Source organism: Microcystis flos-aquae FACHB-1344 (assembly GCF_014698375.1).
In the GTDB taxonomy this organism is placed as follows: Bacteria; Cyanobacteriota; Cyanobacteriia; order Cyanobacteriales; family Microcystaceae; genus Microcystis; species Microcystis aeruginosa.
In genome coordinates, this window is sequence record NZ_JACJSW010000201.1 from 19,022 (window position 1) to 36,743 (window position 17,722).

General features: G+C 42.8%; 15 protein-coding genes and 1 pseudogene. 4 read left to right on the forward strand and 12 right to left on the reverse strand.

Going from position 1 to position 17,722, the window contains the following annotated elements:
* Positions 1–158: 158 nt before the first annotated feature.
* The 3 genes from H6G48_RS20690 to H6G48_RS20700 all read right to left on the reverse strand — a co-directional run bounded on the left by H6G48_RS20690 (position 159) and on the right by H6G48_RS20700 (position 3,457).
* The gene (locus H6G48_RS20690; protein WP_012266897.1) at positions 159–1,820 is read right to left on the reverse strand and encodes an NAD(P)H-quinone oxidoreductase subunit 4; all 1,662 of its coding nucleotides are present in this window, start codon (positions 1,818–1,820) and stop codon (positions 159–161) included.
* Between the two features lie 124 nt (positions 1,821–1,944).
* The gene (locus H6G48_RS20695; RefSeq protein WP_190723041.1) at positions 1,945–2,646 is read right to left on the reverse strand and encodes an ABC transporter ATP-binding protein; all 702 of its coding nucleotides are present in this window, start codon (positions 2,644–2,646) and stop codon (positions 1,945–1,947) included.
* A gap of 61 nt (positions 2,647–2,707) precedes the next feature.
* Positions 2,708–3,457, reverse strand: coding sequence for a septal ring lytic transglycosylase RlpA family protein (locus tag H6G48_RS20700; RefSeq protein ID WP_190723042.1), 750 nt, complete (start codon positions 3,455–3,457; stop codon positions 2,708–2,710).
* Between the two features lie 776 nt (positions 3,458–4,233).
* Here H6G48_RS20700 and H6G48_RS20705 point away from each other — a divergent pair.
* Positions 4,234–4,440 carry a type II toxin-antitoxin system HicB family antitoxin gene (locus tag H6G48_RS20705; protein ID WP_004159326.1) on the forward strand — a complete coding sequence of 69 codons (207 nt, stop codon included), beginning with the start codon at positions 4,234–4,236 and terminating at the stop codon, positions 4,438–4,440.
* 311 nt (positions 4,441–4,751) lie between these two features.
* Here the strand turns inward: H6G48_RS20705 and H6G48_RS20710 are convergent, their stop codons facing one another.
* The 6 genes and pseudogenes from H6G48_RS20710 to H6G48_RS20735 all read right to left on the reverse strand — a co-directional run bounded on the left by H6G48_RS20710 (position 4,752) and on the right by H6G48_RS20735 (position 10,708).
* Entirely contained in the window at positions 4,752–5,084 is a 333-nt protein-coding gene (locus H6G48_RS20710) for a DUF5615 family PIN-like protein (RefSeq protein ID WP_190723043.1), read from the reverse strand.
* Positions 5,081–5,305 carry a DUF433 domain-containing protein gene (locus H6G48_RS20715; protein WP_002745983.1) on the reverse strand — a complete coding sequence of 75 codons (225 nt, stop codon included), beginning with the start codon at positions 5,303–5,305 and terminating at the stop codon, positions 5,081–5,083. The genes H6G48_RS20710 and H6G48_RS20715 overlap by 4 nt, the downstream gene beginning before the upstream one ends.
* Positions 5,306–5,549: 244 nt before the next feature.
* Positions 5,550–5,912 (reverse strand): DUF1257 domain-containing protein, encoded by a 363-nt coding sequence (locus H6G48_RS20720; RefSeq protein WP_190723053.1) that lies wholly within the window; start codon positions 5,910–5,912, stop codon positions 5,550–5,552.
* 2,097 nt (positions 5,913–8,009) lie between these two features.
* Positions 8,010–9,341 (reverse strand): annotated as a pseudogene (locus H6G48_RS27275) (NACHT domain-containing protein); the annotation flags it as partial.
* A gap of 61 nt (positions 9,342–9,402) precedes the next feature.
* On the reverse strand, positions 9,403–9,834 hold the full coding sequence (locus tag H6G48_RS20730) for a DUF29 domain-containing protein (protein WP_190723044.1): 432 nt from the start codon (positions 9,832–9,834) through the stop codon (positions 9,403–9,405).
* 166 nt (positions 9,835–10,000) lie between these two features.
* Positions 10,001–10,708, reverse strand: coding sequence for a hypothetical protein (locus tag H6G48_RS20735; protein ID WP_024970548.1), 708 nt, complete (start codon positions 10,706–10,708; stop codon positions 10,001–10,003).
* 257 nt (positions 10,709–10,965) lie between these two features.
* Between H6G48_RS20735 and H6G48_RS20740 the strand changes: the two genes are divergently transcribed.
* The 3 genes from H6G48_RS20740 (at position 10,966) to H6G48_RS20750 (ending at position 13,973) form a co-directional block, all read left to right on the forward strand.
* Positions 10,966–11,832, forward strand: coding sequence for a Uma2 family endonuclease (locus tag H6G48_RS20740; RefSeq protein WP_190537542.1), 867 nt, complete (start codon positions 10,966–10,968; stop codon positions 11,830–11,832).
* Complete coding sequence (gene cobJ, locus H6G48_RS20745) at positions 11,829–13,274, forward strand: precorrin-3B C(17)-methyltransferase (RefSeq protein ID WP_190723045.1); 1,446 nt, start codon at positions 11,829–11,831, stop codon at positions 13,272–13,274. The genes H6G48_RS20740 and cobJ overlap by 4 nt, the downstream gene beginning before the upstream one ends.
* A gap of 333 nt (positions 13,275–13,607) precedes the next feature.
* Complete coding sequence (locus H6G48_RS20750; protein ID WP_002801757.1) at positions 13,608–13,973, forward strand: DUF1815 family protein; 366 nt, start codon at positions 13,608–13,610, stop codon at positions 13,971–13,973.
* Between the two features lie 43 nt (positions 13,974–14,016).
* Here H6G48_RS20750 and H6G48_RS20755 read toward each other — a convergent pair whose 3' ends face one another.
* From H6G48_RS20755 to H6G48_RS20765, 3 genes are all read right to left on the reverse strand, one after another.
* On the reverse strand, positions 14,017–14,982 hold the full coding sequence (locus tag H6G48_RS20755; RefSeq protein ID WP_190723054.1) for a glycosyltransferase family 2 protein: 966 nt from the start codon (positions 14,980–14,982) through the stop codon (positions 14,017–14,019).
* A gap of 245 nt (positions 14,983–15,227) precedes the next feature.
* On the reverse strand, positions 15,228–16,505 hold the full coding sequence (locus H6G48_RS20760; protein WP_190723046.1) for a glycosyltransferase: 1,278 nt from the start codon (positions 16,503–16,505) through the stop codon (positions 15,228–15,230).
* 139 nt (positions 16,506–16,644) lie between these two features.
* On the reverse strand, positions 16,645–17,715 hold the full coding sequence (locus H6G48_RS20765) for a formylglycine-generating enzyme family protein (RefSeq protein ID WP_190723047.1): 1,071 nt from the start codon (positions 17,713–17,715) through the stop codon (positions 16,645–16,647).
* Positions 17,716–17,722: the final 7 nt, after the last annotated feature.

Below are 17,722 nucleotides of genomic sequence, written 5' to 3' on the forward strand. Positions count from 1 at the left end.
AAAATCTTGCACTTGTTTTGCGAAATAGACCCCTAAAACCCTTACCTCGTCTATATTTCACATTTATTCAGCCAACCCTAATTAATTATCTCCTCGCCAAAAAAAATCAGGAGCAGAATTTCCACTCCCGATAACCTATTCACTTTAGACTTGCCAATTTATTGGAATATACTGGCAACCTTGGCGCTTACGTCCGGTTGAGTTTCAGCGTAGATATTTTGACGAGTAGCGGCGATTTCTGTGTAAGCTTGACGCACTTCCGAGTTAACTGCCACCGTTTTCACATCGTAGATACGGGTAGCCAGTTGGGGATAGAAACCGATAGCGACAATCAAAGCGAGGAAAGAGACAGCGATAAAGATTTCTCTGGGTTTAGCGTCACTATATTCTGATTCATGAGGGAGGACACAGCTAGTACCAAAACAAACTGCCTGTTCGTTACTTTTGTTGGGGAGAATGTTAGTAATATCGCAGGAAGAACCATCTCCGTAGAAAACTTGACGAAGCATGGAGAGTAGATAAATCGGGGTGAGGATTAAACCAACGGAAGCGAGGAAAACAGTCACAACCCGGAAGGTTTGGCTATAAACGTCACTGCTAGTGACACCGATGAATACAGTAATTTCACTGGCAAAACCGCTCATTCCGGGTAACGCTAGGGAAGCCATGGCGCCGGCAGTAAAGAGAGCGAAGACTTTCGGCATCGCTTGGGCAATCCCACCCATCTCGTTTAAAGCTAAGGTATGGGTGCGGTCGTAGGTGACACCAGCAAGGAAGAATAAGACGGCGGCAATTAAACCGTGGGAGAGCATTTGTAACATAGCACCGCTAATACCCACATCGGTGAAGGAAGCAATCCCTAAAAGGACGAATCCCATGTGTGAAACCGAGGAATAAGCGAGACGGCGTTTCATGTTTTGTTGACCGAAGGAAGCGAAAGCACCGTAGATAATATTGACGACACCGAGAATCGCTAGAATCGGGGCAAAGTAGATGTGTGCATCGGGTAGAAGCCCCATATTAAGACGGATTAAACCATAACCACCCATTTTGAGGAGAACACCAGCGAGAATCATCGATACAGGTGCAGAAGCTTCACCGTGAGCATCGGGGAGCCAAGTATGGAGGGGGAAGATGGCGAGTTTGACCCCGAAAGCGATTAATAAACCAGCGTAAAGGACTAATTCTAAAGCGAGGGGATAATCTTTAAATCCTAATTCCGCCATATCAAAGGTCATCGCACCACCACCGTAAAGGGCCATGGCTAGACCGGCAACGAGGATGAAGATAGAAGCGGCGGCGGTGTAGAGTAAGAATTTAGTGGCGGCATAACGACGTTTTTGACCACCCCAGATGGAAACGAGTAGATAAACGGGAATCAACTCGATTTCCCACATTAAGAAGAATAATAATAAGTCTTGGGCGACGAAAACACCAATCTGAGCGGCGTAGAGCAACAGCATCAGGAAGTAGAATAAACGGGGTTTGCGGTCTACTTGCCATGCGGCCAAGATAGAAAGGGTTGTCACCAATCCTGCTAATAAAACTAACGGTGCCGAGATACCATCCACCGACACCGCCCAACTTAAACCAATTTGGGGAACCCAATCGATTTTTTCCACTAATTGTAGGTTGGGGTTGCTTAAATCATATTTTTGTAAAAAGACGTAGCACATTAATATAAAGTCTGCTAGTCCGACTCCAAGAGCGAACCAACGAACAGTTTTTCCTTCTTTGTCGGGGATTACAGGGATCAGGAAGGAGGCAAGCAAGGGGAGCAAAATGATGGCACTGAGCCAGGGGAAGTTAGCCGTTAGCATGGCAGTAAGAAAAAATACCTATTTCGTTATGTGTTCATTTTATGCGACTTTGTAAAATTTTGTGAATATTTTTTGTCCTACCTTTACCATAGGCTTTTATCTATAATTGGCGCATCATCATCGATTAACCCAAATAAGCTTGTTTGACGCGCTCATCCCTGAGTAAATCCCCGGCTTCTCCTGCGATAGTCAAGCGTCCCGCTTCCAAAACATAGCCGCGATTGGCAGTTTCTAGGGCTAAATTGGCGTTTTGTTCCACTAACAGGATAGTTACTCCCGATTCGTTTAATTGACGGATAATACTGAAGATTTCTCGCACTATCTGCGGCGCTAGTCCTAAACTGGGTTCGTCTAGTAACAATAACTTGGGACGACTCATTAAAGCTCTGGCAATCGCCAGCATCTGCTGTTCCCCACCGCTTAGGGTTCCCGCTAACTGCTCTCGGCGCTCCGATAGTCGGGGAAACAGTTGCAACTGCTCTTCGATATCGCTTTTTACTCCTAGGCGATCGCTTCTCGTATAAGCACCTAACTGCAAATTTGTCAAGACTGTTTGACGCGCTAAGATTCTTCTCCCTTCCGGACTATGGGCAATTCCCCGCTTAACGATTTCATGGGGCGGTAAATGGGTAATATCTTGACCCTGATAAATTATTCGCCCCGTCTTTGCCGTTAAAATCCGAGATATCGTCTTTAGAGTCGTCGTTTTGCCCGCTCCGTTCGCTCCAATCAGGGTGACAATTTCCCCCGTTTCTACCCCTAAGCTAACCTGCTGTAATGCCTTTATTCCGCCATAATTGACCGATAAATCGCTAATTTCTAACATAAACCCAGTCAAATCCCAATAGGATCACTATAGCAGTGATCACTGCCATAGTGATCACTGATTATCTGCCTAAAACTTCCAAGACCACTGGGGCAACTCCCGATTGGAAGACACCGATAATCGCTGCCGCACCTCTGGAAAGGTCGATGACGCGACCACCGCTAAACGGACCGCGATCGTTAATTCGCACCACCACCGAGCGCCCGTTACGCAGATTAGTGACCCTAACCCTAGTGCCGAAAGGCAGATAGCGATGAGCGGCGGTTAAACTACTAGAGTTAAAAGTCTCACCACTAGCGGTGCGACGACCATGGAAACCGGAACCATACCAGGAAGCCATTCCCTTTTTACGGGGGCGACTGCTGGTTTTTACCTCTGGGCTTGTTTTCGGCTTCTCTGCTGGTGTCACTGAGGCAGGATTGCTGGCTGGGGCATTAGTCGAGGCCGGCTTGACTTGATTGGGTTGTGATTGGGGTTGTCCCGTCGAAGGAATGGCCTCTTGGGTTCGGGGTGTAACGCTTGCAGGGACGGTATTTTCTTTGTCCACTAGGGACTCCAAAGTTTTTAGAATTTCGTTAGCATTATCTTGAACCGAACGTGATATCTTAATAATTGAATCATTTGTTCGACTATTAGAAAAAGCGGACAGAATGGTTTGAGAAGTGGACTCGATAACAGTTTGACGATCTACGCTAATATCCGTCAGGCTGTTGCTGTGTCCTACTGTCTGGGAACAAATTATCGAGGCTGTAGTCCCCACTACGGTAAGGGCAGTTACAGCTTGTAGTTTGTTGATCAGTTGTTTATTCATAGACTTTCTTATTGTGCGTTAGCAAGTTCCCAATGCAAAGCTGAAGGAACTTGCTAACATTCCTTTGTGCTTGCAGAGCTAACTTGGTTGCTTTCTGTTCAACCGTATCACGGAAAATCGGTTGGTCATTACGAGAATTTATATCGTTATCGGGCAAGAGAATCAAAAATTTAAATAAAGGGTTGACTTGATCTAAAAACCAAGTTAAGATGGAAGGTTTTTAATTTTTTGTGTCCTAGAGGGGGTCAAAGTTAGGAAAACTTAGGAAATTAGTGAAATGTCGAGAGGTAATAATGCTAGTATTGACAAGGGTTTCAAGGATTATCAGCCTTCCTCGATTTCCCTCTATGTATGCAGACAATGGTTAATAAAACTGTTTTCTTCGCTACAAAAAACCAGATTTTTAAGATCAATGTTAAATCAGATCAAGGGTCAGAGATTAAAAATTATAATAGGGGCTTGACAAGCGACTAAAAATAAGTTGTTATTAGCCAAACTTAACTATAGAATCAGAAATGCTGATACAGGCTCATACTAAATCCTGTTTAAAGGGTATAGGGGATTGGGGAAGTGGGGAGTTTTTTGCTGTGAACAGTAAACAGTGAACTGAAAACCCGCATCTGATCACTGAATACTGACTCCTAACCCCACGAAAGGCTTTTTCGGCAAACCCTATCTAATGTGTGTTGGGTTTTTTTAGGTCAATCCAACCGACAAGAGCGGCTATAAAATCTAATATAATCAAGACAGCAGGTCATCCCATAGGTAATTCTCAAATGAATTACAAGATTGACATAGAACAAGAAGAAGATGGACGATATATTGCTGAAATCGTCGAACTTCCGGGAGTTTTAGTCTATGGCAATAGTCAACAGGAAGCTATTGCTAAAGTTCAAGCACTTGCCTTGCGTGTCTTAGCCGATCAACTTGAACAGGGAGAACTTCCAGAAAATCACCTAAATTTATCATTTGTTGCTCTATGAGTCAATGGTCAGCAACGAAAGCCAAACAAGTTTTAAAAGCATTAAAAAGCATAGGTTGGAAAATTAAACGTAGTGGATTGTTTCAGCTAAAATAGGGCAATAGATTTCGGCTTAAAGTCTTAAATTATAGAATTTATAGCATTTTTCTAATACACAAAATTAACTGAAACAATCCAGTAGGGTGTGTTAGCGATAGCGTAACACACCAATTTAATAATAAATTTGCTGCGTGGGGAGCGGATTATTGATTTTGGTTTTTTAACAGAATTGGTAGCCGCAAACACACACCCTACCAGATTAGGCGATCGCACTCAACCTAATATCAACAGACTTTCTGTTTCACTATCAAAAAATTCAACAATAATTAAAAAATTATCCCTTAAAATTTCGATAATCTTTGCAGTGGGACTATTGCCAATACGAAGATAGATAAATTTTGGTGGATGACCATATAATAGACTGCGCTGATGAAAATCGGCATCTTTAGAGACAATTACAAAATCGTTGAATTTGGCAAATTCCCAGATAAGTGCATCATCAGTATTGATCAGTCCTAAAGTCTTGACGCGCTGAGAATCAGAATATAAATCAATTATTTTATCAATAATCCGATCTGACAAATTTTCATCTAATAACAGTTTCATAAGGAGGTGATAAATAATTTTTTCTCTCGATCAGCAGCAAAAGCCAAACAAGCTTTGATATCCTCGGAAGTTAATTCTGAAAAATCCTCAAGAATTTCTGCTTCTGTCATTCCTGCTGCTAAATATTCTAGAATATCGTACACAGTTATACGCATTCCTCGAATGCAGGGTTTTCCGCTGCGTTTTCCAGGTTCAATGGTAATAATGTTTTGGTAACTCATAATGCTTTAACTATTTTTACCTTCCCAATTATATCTTATTCGATGACAGAGATCGCACTCCACCCCACCGACAAGAACGATCACCCTTCAACTTCGTACCACTCTTAGGGTGTAAAGTGCGAAAGCGTAACGCACCAATTTAATAATAAATTTGGTGCGTGGGGCGCGGATTGTTAATTTTGGTTTTTGATCAGAATTAGTAGCCGCAAACACGCACCCTACAAGATTAGTAGATTAGATCGCGCTAATTTAAACCTCTCTCTTTAATTTCTTTAAGGGTTTTATTAACAGCATATTTTGCATTGATACTATTAATCAATTCAGTTTGATTATGTTTTTGAGCAACTCCCAATACATCAACAATCAAGTCAAAACTTCCGTCAGTATTACGAATCCAACCTAGATCATAATCTCCCTCTAGCACAGCAACAATATCTGATCTAACTCTTTGACCGTTAGAACCACGAACATCTGCTTCACGTTTAACTATTATTCCTAAATCCTGCAAAGATTTTACTAAAATTTCAGGATCAGTTATTTTAGTTGTTAAAGTAGAAAAATGACCGCCGCCGCTTTCGTGCTGACTATCTTGATCAGGATTTCTCAACTTTCTGAAAGTATTACGCCCAAGAAGTTCTCGAAACTTTTCTTTAATGTCAGAATCTAGATCCTTTCTAGCTAATATGGTTTCGATAATTGCTCCTATTTCTGAGTCAATTGGTATTGTAGCTAATGCTATAAGAAGTGCAATTGCTTCTGATTTACCCTCCTTAGCTTGTTGTTGAATAATGGGTAAAGTTTGAGGGTTATCTCGCCAATGGGTTGCTAAAGCTTCAATTGCTTCTGATTCACCCTTATTAGCTTGTTGTTGAATAATGGGTAAAGTTTGAGGGTTATCTCGCCAATGGGTTGCTAAAGCTTCAATTGCTCCATATTCACCCTTATTAGCTTGTTGTTGAATAATGGGTAAAGTTTGAGGGTTATCTCGCCAATGGGTTGCTAAAGCTTCAATTGCTTCTGATTCACCCTCCTTAGCTTGTTGTTGAATAATGGGTAAAGTTTGAGGGTTATCTCGCCAATGGGTTGCTAAAGCTTCAATTGCTCCATATTCACCCTTATTAGCTAGTTGTTGAATAATGGGTAAAGTTTGAGGGTTATCTCGCCAATGGGTTGCTAAAGCTTCAATTGCTCCATATTCACCCTTATTAGCTAGTTGTTGAATAATGGGTAAAGTTTGAGGGTTATCTCGCCAATGGGTTGCTAAAGCTTCAATTGCTCCATATTCACCCTTATTAGCTAGTTGTTGAATAATGGGTAAAGTTTGAGGGTTATCTCGCCAATGAGTTGCTAAAGCTTCAATTGCTCCATATTCACCCTTATTAGCTTGTTGTTGAATAATGGGTAAAGTTTGAGGGTTATCTCGCCAATGGGTTACTAAAGCTTTAATTGCTCCTGGTTCACCCTTATTAGCTAGTTGTTCACCCTTATTAGCTAGTTGTTGAATCTTATTAGCTAGTTGTTGAATCTTATTAGCTTGTTGTTGAATAATGGGTAAAGTTTGCGGATTATCTCGCCAATAATTGGCTAAAGCTTCACCCGCTCTACCTGCCGCTGATTCACCTTGTCTAGCAACTTCCTGTAGATAAACTAACGCCTCAGAATGAATTTTAGCAATTCTAGATAATTGATTAACAGCTTCCCTTGCGCCACTCCAGTAATGTTGCTCAATTGCTATGGATTGAAGAACACTCCATCCTGTCGGATCATCTTGCCAAATTGCTCCAATTTTAGCAACTGTTTTTTCTTTAAAATCAGTATCCATCTTATAATCATAAGATAATTTAAGCAAAGATTGAAGACTATCTAACAATCGCTGACTTAGTTCAACATAAATAGACTGATTTCGCAATTCTCCATAACAATCTGCTGCCAAAAAAATATGAGGGAATTCCGGATCTTTTTCCTCTATATCAATGAGATAACTAATTAATTCTTCAGCAATTTCTTTAGGAAATTCTGCACTTAGCATCCCCATCAATAAACATAAAACTTCTTTCCAAACAGGATCTGAATAATGTTCTCCAAATACTTTACTTTTCAATTCCTCAAGACTAATTCCGTCTGGTAATCCTCGGTTTTTAAATCTTTCATAAAACTCGCAAGCACAAAAGTATTCTAAAAAAGTTCGATGAACAAAAGCAAAAGCATTGCCACCTAAAGAACAAAGAATAAAATTACGATAGCGCAGTTGTTTGATAATTAAATCAGTCAGATCACTAGCGTCTCGTTTGTTAATTCCTGTTCCTTCAAGATATTGAGTCAAAATGTTTTCTAATTCTTCCTTATAGATCAAGTTGGCAGCTAACCCTTTTTCCCCTGCTTGTATGGCACTTGCGACTAAACGAAGAATGTCTCTTTTATCCCGTAGATCAATATTATAAAGATATTTTTTCAGTTCAGGATCAATTAATCCTTCCTTGGTTTCAAAATCCCATTGATGTAATAACACCTCTGACGCTTTTTCATAAAGTTTTGAGCGATCTCTTGGTAATTCTTGAGTTCGATTCAGAATAGCCATCATCGTTAATAATAAAGGATTTCCTGCTAATTCTCGAATCGCTTTTGACTCCTTAATTGCCTTTTGTAAACGTCCTTGTTTTTGGGTTTTATCATCTCGATTTTCAAAAGCTAAATCATGCCAACGTTTGATAAAATCTTCAATCTGATCTTTATCTAAATCTTGGATCATAAAATGTTCAAAACCAGCATGATTTAATTCTTCTGCTTTATATCCTAACCAGCGAGAAGTGACTATAATCTGCACTTGAGGATATTGAATACTAAAACGTTTAATATCCGTGACAATTTCTTCTCTTAATTGGGGATTAAAAACTTCATCTAAACCATCAAAAAGCACAAGAGCCTGACCTTTTTCAAGCTTATCATCTAAAGCAAGTTGATTGAGATGACAAATCAGATTACCTTGATGGAAAAATTCTAGAATATTCTGACATTTTTTTTCATCCTTATCTCTGGCATAAATACGCAATTCTATCAAAAGAGGAAGGGGAAGCAAAACACGCTGACTGGGTTCTTTTTCAGCCCAATTTAAAGCTAAATACTGCAATAAACTCGATTTTCCCGCCCCCGGATCACCTAAAATTACGGTTCGTCGGTATTCAGAAGAATTGACGATATACAAAACAGGATATAATTTTTCATTGACATATTTTCGCCGTTTTCGTTCTAGTTCTGCTTGTATTTGTTCTAACTCCGCTTGAGTAATTTCTACCCTATCTACAAGTTCCTGCAGCACTTCTTTAGGTAATTCATAAAGTTGAGGAATAAATTGTTTACATCGTCTCACATTTTGCGGCACAAACATTCGCCAGAGTTTGATTTGCTCATAAGTCGTTGTGTCTAAACATTCTAATTTAAGATGGCCATATTCCTTTTTTAAGCCTTCCGCATAGTTATCTAAATTATAATCTGTTTTAACTCCTGCTATTTCTTGAATATTTTGGCTATTTTTATCCTGTAACTGAACTAAAAAAACGGCTCTTAACTTTTCAGAATTTTGAATAATTTCCTGAGTTTTTCTCAAATAAAATTTACTGAGTTTTTCCCAGTTAAATTCAGCAGGTAACGGGGGTAAATTAAGTCTTTGCCAAGATTGAGCTAACGTAAAATTATCAAGAACTTGACAATCAATATCAAAAGCATCCCCTAAAATAGGTTTAACTTGGTCATCTTTAATAAAAGTCTTGAGAGGTTTTTCAAAGTTTTTAATTTGATCATCTTCCAGATCGGCCATTTCTAACTGTTGCTGAAAGAGTTCTAAAAACTCCTTCATTGCTTTGCCATAAGCTTCTTTTTGAACATCTTTTTCAGGTAAGTGTAACACTTTACCTAGACTGTTTTTAAAAAATTCCTTTCCGTAATCTTTTGCACCCTCTATGGCCAAATCTTGCATTACTGAACGAACAAGCGAACCTGCGGCTTGAGTAACCCCCCAGACAATTAACGGGTCAACCATGGCGATAAACTTAAGATTCTGTGGATACTATCTAAGCTTACCAACTTTAATCGTTTTTCGTCTATCGTTCCGACAAATGAAGAGAACGATTTAAAATATCCTCAATACCGTAGGGACAAATGGGGGGAAACTCTAATCCCGTCTCTCTAAAGGCATCGCAACAAGCAACAGCATAGAGTTTAAATAGGCTTTCATCGGTTAAATATCGCTTTAAACTGGGGCTATCGTCCAAATAAAGCCTAATATTAGCTCTTTCTCGCTGAATAGTTCCCAACCAACCCCTGGATCGCCGTTGAGGTTGATAGTCCCACTTTAATAAATGATGCAAAATTAATCTGAGACTAGCAAGTAAGCGATCGCGCTCCCGTTTCGACAAATCCCGCACCTCTTCGACTAAATTCTCAATATCCAACTCGGAAAACCGACCAGAGGCTAATAAATCGGCCATTTGTTCGGCCCAAAGTCCAAAGTCTTGCTCATAGGATGCCGTCATCGATTTATCTCCTTATAAGCTCAATTAACATTATATTAAACCTCTTGCATAATTAATTTTTGATGGTTCAAAAACAGCGAAAACAAGGATTAAATGGACTAAAATCTGTAAATTATGATTCATTGATGACTGAGAAACCGGCATCGTTTCAAAGATTGCCGAACCATTAACGGGTTTTGCGTCTTCGGATGACATTATTAGAATAACGAGAAGGTTTTGGCCGGGGTTCTTTTCCCCCTCCCAATTCGCGACTAACTTGCTGAAAAATATCCCGTCGCAGCACAGGATATTCCCCTATCCACTGGTCGAGTTGGGGAAGATGGACATCAGAAAGCTGATTGATATCCCCTAAATCGGGTTCTCGAGACATTAACAAAGCTTCGGCCACCATCCCGGGACGGATCGATTTATGAATGCGTTTGAGGGGAGCGCGAACGATCGCCGAAAAGCCAGTTTGATCACCGATTTCTAGATTAATACAGCGTTGGCGATTTTCGATAATCTCTAATTCCCCGCGTTTATTGACCCTTTCTTCTTCCCCGATTAATTCCTCGGTGACAAAAGCATCGAAAACGCGACCGCGCCAAAACCCCCCGTAGGGAAGACGACGATAGGTATTATTGCGAACACTGGCCCAATAAACCGGACCCCAGAGCCAATATAAACCGGCGATAATGTCGAAAATTAGTTTAATTGTTAAACCACCCGGGCCGAATAAATTACCGATTAACCAAGCTGCGGTGAGAGCGATGATAGAAATGAATAAACGGCGCAGAAAATCAGACCATTTACCCCAATAGTGAGCGTACTGGGGGCCGGTGGCGATAATCGGGACAATTTGCTCGATCGATTGACGGGTAAGGGGAACCAACATTATCAGTTATCGATTATCAGTTATCAGTTATAGTGTGCCTAATTGATTCGTGAATGGGTAGGCTCTAGAAGTCGGGTGTCGCTTGACGGCAAGCAGAGGACGTTTACATTTCATTTAGGGGCGCTATATCAGTTATGACAGCGTTTCTCATACTAGATGAAGTGTAACCTAATTTGGTATCGACTACCGACTTCCCAAAACGAAAACTTTGTACCTCACCACTAAGATAAATGCTATAGTTTTGGGGAATTGTCTATATGTTGGTTGCCATTCATCCCATCGCTAAAAGCTCAGGACTTCTGGCGAAATTTCAGTTAAAAGTTAAATCCCTCAAGAAGTCCGATGAAACAATCTATAATAAAATCAATGCTGTTTTGTTCCCAAAGACTGCCACCATGACTTCTTCTCCGGTTAAATCCTTAACTTCTCAGATTGTAACCACTCAACATTTACCCCCGTTAGAAAATGGGGATCGCTTAATTCGTCCCGAATTCGAGCGCCGTTATCAAGCTATGCCAGGATTAAAAAAAGCCGAACTGATCGAAGGAGTTGTGTATATGGCATCCCCATTAAGGTTTAAATTTCATGCTGAACCCCATGGCAATCTTGTGGGTTGGCTATGGACATACAAAGTTGCTACCCCCCAAGTACAAATGGGTATTGAGCCAACAGTCCGCTTGGATATCGACAACGAACTACAGCCGGATGGGGTGTTATTAATTAGTCAAGAAAGCGGGGGAAAATCAACCCTAACTGTAGAGGGATACCTAGAAGGAGCGCCGGAATTAGTGGTAGAAATTGCCGCTAGTAGTGCCGCCATAGATTTAGGGGATAAAAAACGTGCTTATCGTCGCAGTGGCATTCAAGAATACCTTATTTGGCAGGTATTTGATCAAAAGATTGATTGGTTTAGTTTAGAAAATGGCGATTATATTTCTTTGTTACCCAACCAAGAAGGGGTGATTTGCTCTCTAGTATTTCCGGGTTTGTGGTTAGATATTTCAGCCATGCTCAACGGCAATATGTCACGGGTGTTGGACATCTTAAAGGCTGGAATTAACTCGGTAGAACATCAAGAATTTATCCAAAAGTTAACTGCAGCGCAGTCAGGGGAAGCCAAATGAAACCTCCAGCTATTCTCATTTTAGGAGAAACCAGTATCCCCGTTGCTCGTCAAGTGCAAATGTCCCTACCGGAAGCAGTGGTTTATGGGTTAATAAATCGTACCCATTCGGCTGATTTTACCTATACTAATTTTGGCGAAACGGTGCGAGAATTTTTCCAGATGGGAACGCCAATTATTGGCATTTGTGCGGCAGGTATTTTAATTCGCACTTTAGCACCTTTATTAACTAATAAATGGCAAGAACCGCCTGTATTAGCAATCGCAGAAGATGGCAGCGCCGTAGTGCCTTTGTTGGGGGGTTTACAAGGGGTTAACGATCTCGCTCGTCAAATTGCCTCGGTTTGGCAAATTTCCCCCGCCATTACCACCACTGGTGATATTAGATTTAAAACGACTTTATTATCGCCACCACTGGGTTATCAGTTAGTTAATCCCGATGATGCTAAGAAGTTTCTTGCCGATTTATTGGCGGGTGAAAAAGTAAAATTAATTGGTGAAGCGGACTGGTTAAAAAATAGTAATTTACCGATTTCATCAGCAGCAAAACTGAGCATTGAGATTATCGATAAAAATAACTTAAACTTGGCAAAACCTAGCACTGCCTGTTTAGTTTATCTGTATGAGGAAAGCCAGCAAATTAAGGAAAAATCCAGTTTGTCCCCAGGGGATTTTGCCCAGGAAAGTCAAGGTAAATTAGCCATAGTCGGAACCGGCCCTGGTGCGCTAAATTGGATGTCGCCGGAAGTTCGAGAAGTATTGGAAAAAGCCACGGATTGGGTGGGTTATAAAACCTATTTGGATTTGGTAGAATCCCTGCGAAAACCAGAAATTGTCCGCCATGAATCGGATAATCGGGTGGAACTCGATCGCGCAGAAATTGCCCTAGATTTAGCGGCTAAGGGGCGATCGGTTGTCTTAGTTTCCTCCGGAGATCCGGGAATTTATGCCATGGCCGCGGCCGTGTTTGAGGTATTAGAAAAAAAAGCAAAACAGGAATGGCAGCGGGTGGCCATTCAGGTCTGTCCGGGGATTTCGGCCATGCAGGCGGCGGCCGCCAGGGTTGGCGCACCTTTAGGCCATGATTTTTGTGCGATTTCCCTATCGGATCTTCTCAAGTCTTGGCAGGTGATTTCTCAGCGCATTGAGTTAGCGGCCCGTGCTGATTTAGCGATCGCATTTTATAATCCTGTGTCTCAAGAGCGCACTTGGCAATTGGAGAAGGCAAAAGAGATTTTACTACAATGGCGATCGCCGCAAACTCCCGTGGTATTAGCGCGTAATTTAGGACGAAAAGGGGAAACAGTGACGGTGAAATTCCTAAAGGATATGACTATTAAAGATGCGGATATGCGAACCATAATTTTGATCGGATCGAGTAAAACTCGCCTGATTGAGCAAGGGAAAAGCAAGCAATGGGTTTATACTCCACGTCACTATTAAGTAAGTAGTCGTGTAAAATTAACTTCTTGGTTAGGATAGGCAGTCAACATAGATTTGCGAACTTTTTTGTCGAAACCGGATCTTAAACTTTAAAAATAGGCATGATGGGAATAGTTGGGATCGAGGGGGTGGAAAGATGGGTAAACTGGTGGCTTTGTACTTACATATACTTGGCTATCTCAGGAATTCACGCTACTCTAGGTATCGGGTTCTTTACATTTTGTTACTTAACATCCGTAAAACAACCTGGTTCATTTACCTTATTTTCTCAAAAAAGAATCTTAAAAAAGTCTTAAGGCTTTATAATTGATCAGTGTTGTCAGGAGGAACATTGTGTTTAAACGACTTGCAGAACAGCATCGCCAACTAGTCAAAGACTTGGTCATGGATTTACAGGCCTTAGCGATCGCACTAGAAAATCAAGGTTATCTAGCATCTTGCTACACCTGTGGCGGTCAAATGAACAGCGCATCTTTTATGGTGGGATTGGGTGAAACCCATCTAATTCGGTTTCTCGTGTCCGATTACGGCATCACCTGGACAGAAATGCGCGATGATCGAGAGTTAATGAAACTCGAAGGTGCAGAAGCCATCAGCCAACTACAGGAATTAGCCAATCTGATTAAATATCAAATTTCGCCGGCGGAATTTATTGACAAAAAACCCTCCTCCGTGCTGCAACGGTTAGAGACGGTTTAACCCCAGATGTGACCTAGACCTGTATGTTTAGCGAACTTTTTCCCTAACCTTTCAGCCAACTGTTAGCTAGATAGGCCATTCGTTTCATCTCTTTTCGTCCCCGGGAGACGGAATCGAGGATCATGCCACAGGTCAAACTTAAAAAGGCTAAAAGCATGATCGAGGCCGATAAAATAGCGGTGGGAAAACGTGGTACTAAGCCGGTTTCGAGGTATTCAAACAGGACGGGGATCGCTAAGAGGAGGGAAATAACCGCCAAAATTAGCGAGACAAGGCTAAAAAAGAGAAAAGGACGAATTTCTTTAAAAAGTAGGATAGCGGTTCCCAATACTCGCCAGCCATCTTGAAAGGTTTTTAACTTACTTTGGGAACCTTCGGGACGTTCCCCGTAGAGGGTTGGTTCTTCGGCGAAGGGAATTTTTAATTCTAAAGCGTGGATAGTTAACTCGGTTTCAATCTCGAAACCATTGGACAAAGCGGGAAAAGATTTGACGAAACGACGAGAAAAGACGCGATAACCGGAGAGCATATCGATTAAACGCGCTCCAAACAGAAATTTCACCAATCCTGTTAAAAATAGATTACCAGCGCGATGACCGGGACGATAAGCCTGGGAGGATTTTGCCGCTTCCCGACGCGCACCGACCACCATATCCAATTGTTCCCCCAACATTCGTTCAATTAAGCGTCGTACTGCCGCAATTTCGTAGGTATCATCACCATCGATGAGAATATAGATATCGGCCTCGATATCGGCAAACATCCGCCGGACAACATTGCCTTTTCCCGGTTGGATTTCCTGACGAACGATCGCCCCCGCTTTCAGCGCCTCGGTCACGGTATCATCGCTAGAGCGGTTGTTATAAACATAAATTGCCGCTTCTGGCAGAAAAGTTTGGAATTGGGAGACCACTTTAGCGATCGTTAGTTCTTCGTTGTGACAGGGAATAATCGCGGCGATACGGTAGTTTTGCAGGGAAATCGGCGGAATAGCAGTCATTTCGATCATCGTCAAGTTTTTTTGGTAGTCTTGTACCATTTCCGCCGCAAAGATTGGGTCAGCGACGACAATGGTAGAATTAGCGGCGGCATTTTGATTAAGCCATTCCATCCCCTCTTTGAGACTTAATCTCCAGTAATCGGTTTCCTGTTGACCCTGGTCCGCTTTTAAGTCCCGAAAATTAAGGCTGCCAGCGGTTGAACGAGAGTTAAAAAGGGTTTGCAGGATGAGAGGCCAAGTTTTCCCGGGCTTTACTATTGCTTGCTGGACTTTTCGGGTTTAACCTCCGTCACACGCCAACTGAGTTTTAAATTCATCCAGAAGTTCCAAACAGTAACCATAGCGATCGCTATTAAGTTAGCAATATAGCGATTAATATGTAAGACATTAAAGAAAAAGTTCAAGAGCAGCACGTTGAGGATCAAACCGGCCAAACAAATAAGATTAAATTTAAGAAAACGTTTCAGACGCTGCTGCCACTGATTTTGGCCAGTGGACAAATCGCCAAAAGTCCAGCGATCATTCCAGAGAAAATTATTAATAATGGCCACCTCGGCGGCGATAATCTTACTGCGAGTTACTCCCCAAGCGAGGGTAGTGGGATCGCTGAGGAGATAAAAGATGGCCATATCGACGAATACGCCACTAAACCCGACTAAACTAAAGCGAAGAAAGCGAGCGAGGGGGAATTGCCAACGCCTTTTCAGGCCACCGAAACGACCGCGGGAACGCAATTTCAGCAAGTGCAGGATATATTCGATGTATTGTTGCCAGGTGACTTTGCTTTCACCGTCTTGACGCTCTTGGAAAACGTAACCCACTTCGGCGATCCGGTCGATATTGCCGCGACCGATAACTTCGAGGAGGATTTTATAGCCCATCGGGTTTAAGATCGGGCCAGCGATCGCTTGTCGATTAACCATGAAATAGCCACTCATCGGATCCGATACCCGTCCCACCACGTTAGGCAGAATGACTAATCCCAACAGCTGCGCCCCCCGGGAGAGGAAGCGTCGAGTCAGACTCCATTGGCTGACTCCACCCCCTTCCACATGGCGACTAGCCAGGGCGAGATCGGCTCCGGCTCTGGTTTGCTCGAATAATTTTAATAACACTTCCGGGGGATGCTGTAAATCGGCATCGATGACCCCAAGGATGTCGCCCCGTGCCACTTGCCACCCCCGTACCACTGCCGAGGATAGGCCTTTTTCTCCCTCCCGGCGCAGCACTCGCAGCTGGGGATATTCAGGGATTAAAGACGCGGCGACTTCCCAAGTGCGATCAGGACTATTATCATCGACAACGATCAGTTCGTAATCGTTGGGAAGGGCTTCGTCAAGTATTTGACTGAGAATGTTGACTAATTGAACGATATTTTGCCGTTCATTGTAGGTGGGAATGACTAGAGACAGGCTGAGAGGATAATTTTTTTCTTCTTCTAAGTTGCCGTCGTCCGGGGGAGGAGGAGATAAAGGTACCTGTAGATCTCCTGTGGGGGGAGTTAAGAAAAGATGAGACTGCTGTACCTTCATGAAAAATTTGACCTCACTCGCGGTTGATTTAGCTATAGACGCACTGACAACGGCAGAAGATTCTGAATACTTTTGGCCCTTTGGAACCTAACCTATTGAACCATACCTTTGTCGTCTCTTGGGCGGACACAAGCATTGATTAACCGGTACTATCGGCCATGACTCGTAAACCCAAGACACTGTGCTGTTGCTCAGGAGGGCAAAAGGTGCGATTGGCACTGCGTAGGTGCCTGGCTTCATCGCCCCAACTGCCCCCTCGCACTAAGCGGGCGGAACGATAACGGGGCTGCAAGCGAGTATCCCTGTCTAACCAAGCACTACCATCCAGGGGCGGGGTTCCCTCGTAATTCCGGTGCCAGCTATCGGCGCACCATTCGCCCACGTTGCCGTGCATATCGTAGAGACCGAAATTATTGGGGGCGAAACTGCCCACCGGGGTAGTCCTGGCCAGATAGGTGGTGTTAGGTTCTTCGGCGTAGGGATCATAGACGGCAAAGTAATTGGCCCGCTCGCTGGTGAGGGTTTCCCCGCAGTAAAAGGGGGTGGTTGTACCGGCGCGACAGGCGTATTCCCAGCGTGATTCACTCGCTAGTCGGTAATCTTTGCCGGTGGATCGGGAGAGTCTTTGACAAAATTCGATCGCCTCGTACCAGGAGACTCTCTCAACGGGTAAGTTATCACCTTGGAAAAAGGAGGGCGCCGGGTTGAGTTCGAGATTAATTTTGGGAAGTTGTGCGATCGCTCGCCATTGTGCTTGGGTGATCGGGTATTTGCTCAGAAAAAAAGCCGCCGTCGTCAGGGAATTTTCTGGTTTTTCACTGCTAGTATGATCGCCTCTTTCTTCATTTTTCGAGCCTCGTAGAAAACTGCCCCCCGGAATAGCCACCATTTCTAGTTCGCTGCCGTTGCCTAGGGGTTCGCGCCAGGAGCGAGCGCTACCCTGACGGCGATCGATAATTTGCCCTCGACGATCAACGGTGACTGTTTCAAAGCTATATTCTGTCCACTGGAGATTTTGCGAATTTACTGGGCGAATTTGCCGCAAAAATTCCTCTATTGCCTCTATATTCTCGGCACTAGCTTGGTTTTGGTCGGCAGAATAACTGAGCCGAGAGGAGAGAAGGGTAGCTAGTCCGGCACTTCCTCCGGCTAGGGCCGCTAATTTCAGCAAACTACGTCGGTTTAAGAGGGGATTAGGGGGATAGTTCATATTTTTA

Coding starts and splice junctions, on each gene's coding strand:
- H6G48_RS20755 (WP_190723054.1), bottom strand. CDS start 14,982: ATGATCGAAATGACTGCTATTCCGCCGATTTCCCTGCAAAACTACCGT.
- H6G48_RS20765 (WP_190723047.1), bottom strand. CDS start 17,715: ATGAACTATCCCCCTAATCCCCTCTTAAACCGACGTAGTTTGCTGAAA.
- H6G48_RS20760 (WP_190723046.1), bottom strand. CDS start 16,505: ATGAAGGTACAGCAGTCTCATCTTTTCTTAACTCCCCCCACAGGAGAT.
- H6G48_RS20730 (WP_190723044.1), bottom strand. CDS start 9,834: ATGACGGCATCCTATGAGCAAGACTTTGGACTTTGGGCCGAACAAATG.
- H6G48_RS20740 (WP_190537542.1), top strand. CDS start 10,966: ATGTTGGTTGCCATTCATCCCATCGCTAAAAGCTCAGGACTTCTGGCG.
- H6G48_RS20695 (WP_190723041.1), bottom strand. CDS start 2,646: ATGTTAGAAATTAGCGATTTATCGGTCAATTATGGCGGAATAAAGGCA.
- H6G48_RS20710 (WP_190723043.1), bottom strand. CDS start 5,084: ATGAAACTGTTATTAGATGAAAATTTGTCAGATCGGATTATTGATAAA.
- cobJ (WP_190723045.1), top strand. CDS start 11,829: ATGAAACCTCCAGCTATTCTCATTTTAGGAGAAACCAGTATCCCCGTT.
- H6G48_RS20715 (WP_002745983.1), bottom strand. CDS start 5,305: ATGAGTTACCAAAACATTATTACCATTGAACCTGGAAAACGCAGCGGA.
- H6G48_RS20700 (WP_190723042.1), bottom strand. CDS start 3,457: ATGAATAAACAACTGATCAACAAACTACAAGCTGTAACTGCCCTTACC.
- H6G48_RS20690 (WP_012266897.1), bottom strand. CDS start 1,820: ATGCTAACGGCTAACTTCCCCTGGCTCAGTGCCATCATTTTGCTCCCC.
- H6G48_RS20705 (WP_004159326.1), top strand. CDS start 4,234: ATGAATTACAAGATTGACATAGAACAAGAAGAAGATGGACGATATATT.
- H6G48_RS20735 (WP_024970548.1), bottom strand. CDS start 10,708: ATGTTGGTTCCCCTTACCCGTCAATCGATCGAGCAAATTGTCCCGATT.